Here is a 3,591-nt window from a genome sequence, read left to right as displayed (position 1 = left end):
CGAGGTCGAGCCGGGCGCCGGCGAAGACGCCCGGCAGCGCGACGACGTCGAACCCGAACTCGTCGAGGCGGCGTCTCTCGGGAGCCGGAGCCGCGGGCTGCTCGGAGCGGGCGCCGCTCGCGATCAGCGCGCGGGACTTCTGCCGGGCGAGGCTGACGTCGACCCGCTCGTAGCGCTCGGCGAGCACGCCGTTCATCGCGTGCGTCATGTGCTTGATCCGCCCCGCGCCGGTCAGTGCCGCTCCGGGAGCGGCGAGAGCGACGTCGGCCGTGATCGCCGCGAGGGCGTCGAGGGAGCGCGGGAGACGCAGCAGGACCGTCTCCGCGCCGCGCACCGCCTCGGCGACGGAGTCGACCGTGTCGATCGGCGCGAGCACGATTCCCGCCGCGCGCACCGCTTCCGCGTTGAGGGCCAGCGCGCGCTCGGCGGTGATCGAGTCCTGCACGACGCGGACGGAGGCTCCGTCGGCCGCGAGCGCGAGGCTCAGCGCTCCGTAGGCGTCGCCGATCACGGCGACGCGGCCGCGATCGGCGGCGAGATCGAGCAGGAGGCGATCGCTCGCGTCCACGGCGACCAGCGCGGGGGCCTCGACGTCGGGGCGACGGCGGAGCAGTGCCAGCACGTCCTCGCGCATTGCGCCTCCGATCGTCGACGCCAGAATTGGCGGGTGCACAGGGACCGGCACGCGCACACGGATGCACACGGGCGGGCGAGCGCCCCCGGGCATGAAAAAGGGCCCGAGAGTGGAGTCTCAGGCCCTTCGCTCCCCGACTTGGACTCGAACCAAGAACCTACCGGTTAACAGCCGATTGCTCTGCCAATTGAGCTATCGAGGATCATCCGACCACCCGGGGGCGATCAGCGCGCTACTACTTTAGCAAACTCTCCGTGAACGCAAAATCGGCCCGCCTCCCGGGGCACGCGCTAGTAGCCGGCGCGAGGATCGACGCGGCCGAGCAGTGGCGAGCCGGCGGCCACAGCGGCGACATTGGCGCGGACGCGCTCCGCCAGGAGCGGCGAGGTCATCTCGGGGGTGTCGGCACTGTGCGGGGTGATCAGACAGCGCGGCTCGCTCCAGAGCGGATGCCCATCCGGGAGCGGCTCGGGGTCGGTGACGTCGAGAGCCGCACCGGCGAGGCGCCCCTCGGCCAGCGCGGCGACGAGAGCGTCGGTGTCGACCAGGGTCCCCCGCGCCACGTTCACCAGCACCGCGTGCTCGGGCAGCCGCGCGAGGAGGCCCGCGTCGACCATCCGCTCGGTCCCGGGCGTGGCCGCAGCCGCCAGCACGAGCACGTCGGCATCGGCGACCACCTCCGCCAGCCGGTCGCTCGAAACTGTGCGGGCCGCCCCCTCCACCGGCTCCTCGCCGCGGCGCACCACGCTCACGCGGCAGTCGAACACGCCGAGCAGCCGCAACAGCTCGCGGGCGATGCCCCCGGCTCCCACGATCACGACGGAGGCGCGGTGCAGCGTGACCGCGCGCTTCGCGCCCCACGAGTCGGCGCGCGCCCGCTCGGGCAGCGAGCGCAGCAGAGCGAGCACCAGCGCGAGGGCGTGCTCGGCCACCGGCTCGGCGTAGGCGCCCTTGGCGCTGGTCCAGACGAGGTCCGCGCGGGCGGAGGCGAGGAGCGGCACGAAGACGTCGACTCCCGCCCACGGCAGCTGCACCCACCGGATCGACGGGTGCTCCTCCAGCGCGGCCGCCAGCTCGTCGAGTCGCCCGTACGAGAGCCAGAGCAGTGCGTCGGGATCGTCATCGAGGCCGACCACGACTCCGCCGCCGGCCTCGATCGCCTCGGCGAACACCGGCTTGGGCCGCGGGAGCACCGCGATCCGTGGCACCGTCATCCTTCCACCGCCTCGACGCGCTGCGCCCGCGAGGCGTCGAAGCGCTCGTACTCGGCGAACGCGGCTCCGAGTTCGCGCACGTACGGGTGGCGCGCCTCGATCAGCACATCGAGCAGCGGGCCGTAAGCGACGACCTCGCCTCCGACCAGCACCGCGATCCGATCGGTCGCGCGGCTCAGCACGTCGATGTCGTGGCTGACGACCACGGCCGCGAACCCCTCCTGTCGGCGCAGATCGGTGAGCAGATCGACGATCGACTCCCGGACCGTCGCGTCGATGCCCGAGGTCGGCTCGTCGGCGATGAGGACCGTCGGGCCCAGCACGAGCGCACGGGCGATGGCGACCCGCTGTCGCTGGCCGCTCGACAGCTCGTAGGGGTAGCGGTCGAGCAGGAACAGTGGCAGGTGCACCGAATCGAGCAGCGTCGCCACCCGCACGCCGGCCGCGCGCGGGTCGTAGTGCCGGTCGCGGAGGAAGATCGGCTCGGCGATCAGCTCCGAGACGGTCAGCTCGGGGCGGAGCGCCGCGCCGGCGTCCTGCGCCAGGTGCGCCACGTCGACGGTGAAGCGCTTGAGCTCGCGCGCAGGCAGCGAGCGGAGGCGGTGCCCGGCGACGGTCGCGTCCCCGCCGACGATCACGGGGCGTGTGCGGCCGCCGGCGGTGCCGAGACCGTCCCCGCCGAGCACGCGCGCGAGCGTCGACTTGCCCGAACCGCTCCCGCCGAGGACCCCGAGCACCTCCCCCGGCTCGACCCGCAGGCTGACGCCCCGCAGCGCCGTCCACCGGCTGCTGATGCCGCGCGGCGGGTACTCGACGCTGAGGTCGTCGACGACGATCGGCGCCGGATCCTCGACCGGGCGGCTCACGCTCGGCGCTCCGCCTCGGTGATGCTGCGCAGCAGCTCACGGCGCTCGGCCTGCTCCGCCGGGTCCGGCACGGGCAGGGAGGCGAGCAGACGCTGCGTGTAGGGGTGCTTCGGCGCGGCGAGCACCTCGGCTCCCGTGCCCTCCTCGACCAGCTCGCCGCGGTAGAGCACCGCGATCCGGTCGGCGAGCAGATCGACGACGGCCAGGTCGTGGCTGATGAACAGCGAGGCGAAGCCGAACTCGCGCTGGAGTTCGGCGAAGAGCTCAAGCACCCGGGCCTGCACCGACACGTCCAGCGCCGAGGTCGGCTCGTCGGCGATCAGCAGCGTCGGCTCGAGCGCGAGCGCCCGCGCGAGGCTGGCGCGCTGGCGCTGGCCGCCGGAGAGCTCGTGCGGGTACCGGTCGCCGTACGATCGGGGCAACTGCACGGCCTCGAGCAGCTCGTCGACGCGCGCCCGCGCAGCGGAGGCATCGCCGGCCCGGCCGTGCACGATCAGGGGCTCGGCCACGCACTCCGCGATCGTGAGCAGCGGATTGAAGCTCGACGCCGGATCCTGGAACACGAAGCCGATATCGCCACGCACCGGACGGAAGGCCCGCTCGCGGATGCCGCGCATCTCCTTGCCGAGGACCCGCAGCGATCCGCCGGTCACCGGCGTGAGGCCGGCGATCGCCCGGCCGATGGTGGTCTTGCCCGAGCCGCTCTCTCCGACGAGGCCGAGCACCTCGCCCGCACGGATGCGGAAGGAGACGCCGTCGACCGCGACGAAGCCGGGTCGGCCGAGCCGGCCCGGGTACTGGATCCGCAGGCCGTCGGCCTGGACCACGGTCTCGGCCTCGGGCGCCTGGGCGCGCTCGACGGCGCGGGCGCGGGCGC

General features: G+C 73.8%; 4 protein-coding genes and 1 tRNA gene. All 5 read right to left on the bottom strand.

The features are described from left to right. On the bottom strand, nt 1-634 hold a 634-nt coding region (locus tag ACH61_RS14515; protein ID WP_461786699.1), incomplete at its 3' end, for a 23S rRNA (guanine(1835)-N(2))-methyltransferase RlmG. A 129-nt stretch (nt 635-763) separates the two neighbouring features. Continuing rightward, a tRNA-Asn gene (locus tag ACH61_RS14510) sits at nt 764-836 on the bottom strand. An 88-nt stretch (nt 837-924) separates the two neighbouring features. Then, nucleotides 925-1,848, bottom strand: a complete 924-nt coding sequence (locus ACH61_RS14505; protein WP_132504199.1) for a D-isomer specific 2-hydroxyacid dehydrogenase family protein — start codon at nt 1,846-1,848, stop codon at nt 925-927. Further along, complete coding sequence (locus ACH61_RS14500) at nt 1,845-2,714, bottom strand: ABC transporter ATP-binding protein (RefSeq protein WP_068213391.1); 870 nt, start codon at nt 2,712-2,714, stop codon at nt 1,845-1,847. The genes ACH61_RS14505 and ACH61_RS14500 overlap by 4 nt, the downstream gene beginning before the upstream one ends. Continuing rightward, on the bottom strand, nt 2,711-3,591 hold an 881-nt coding region (locus ACH61_RS14495), incomplete at its 5' end, for an ABC transporter ATP-binding protein (protein ID WP_153038912.1). The genes ACH61_RS14495 and ACH61_RS14500, both read right to left, overlap by 4 nt.

Source organism: Rathayibacter tanaceti, assembly GCF_001634385.1.
Taxonomy (GTDB): Bacteria; Actinomycetota; Actinomycetes; order Actinomycetales; family Microbacteriaceae; genus Rathayibacter; species Rathayibacter tanaceti.
The sequence above is the reverse complement of the archived record's forward strand: the minus strand, read 5'-3'. Positions and strand labels throughout refer to the sequence as shown.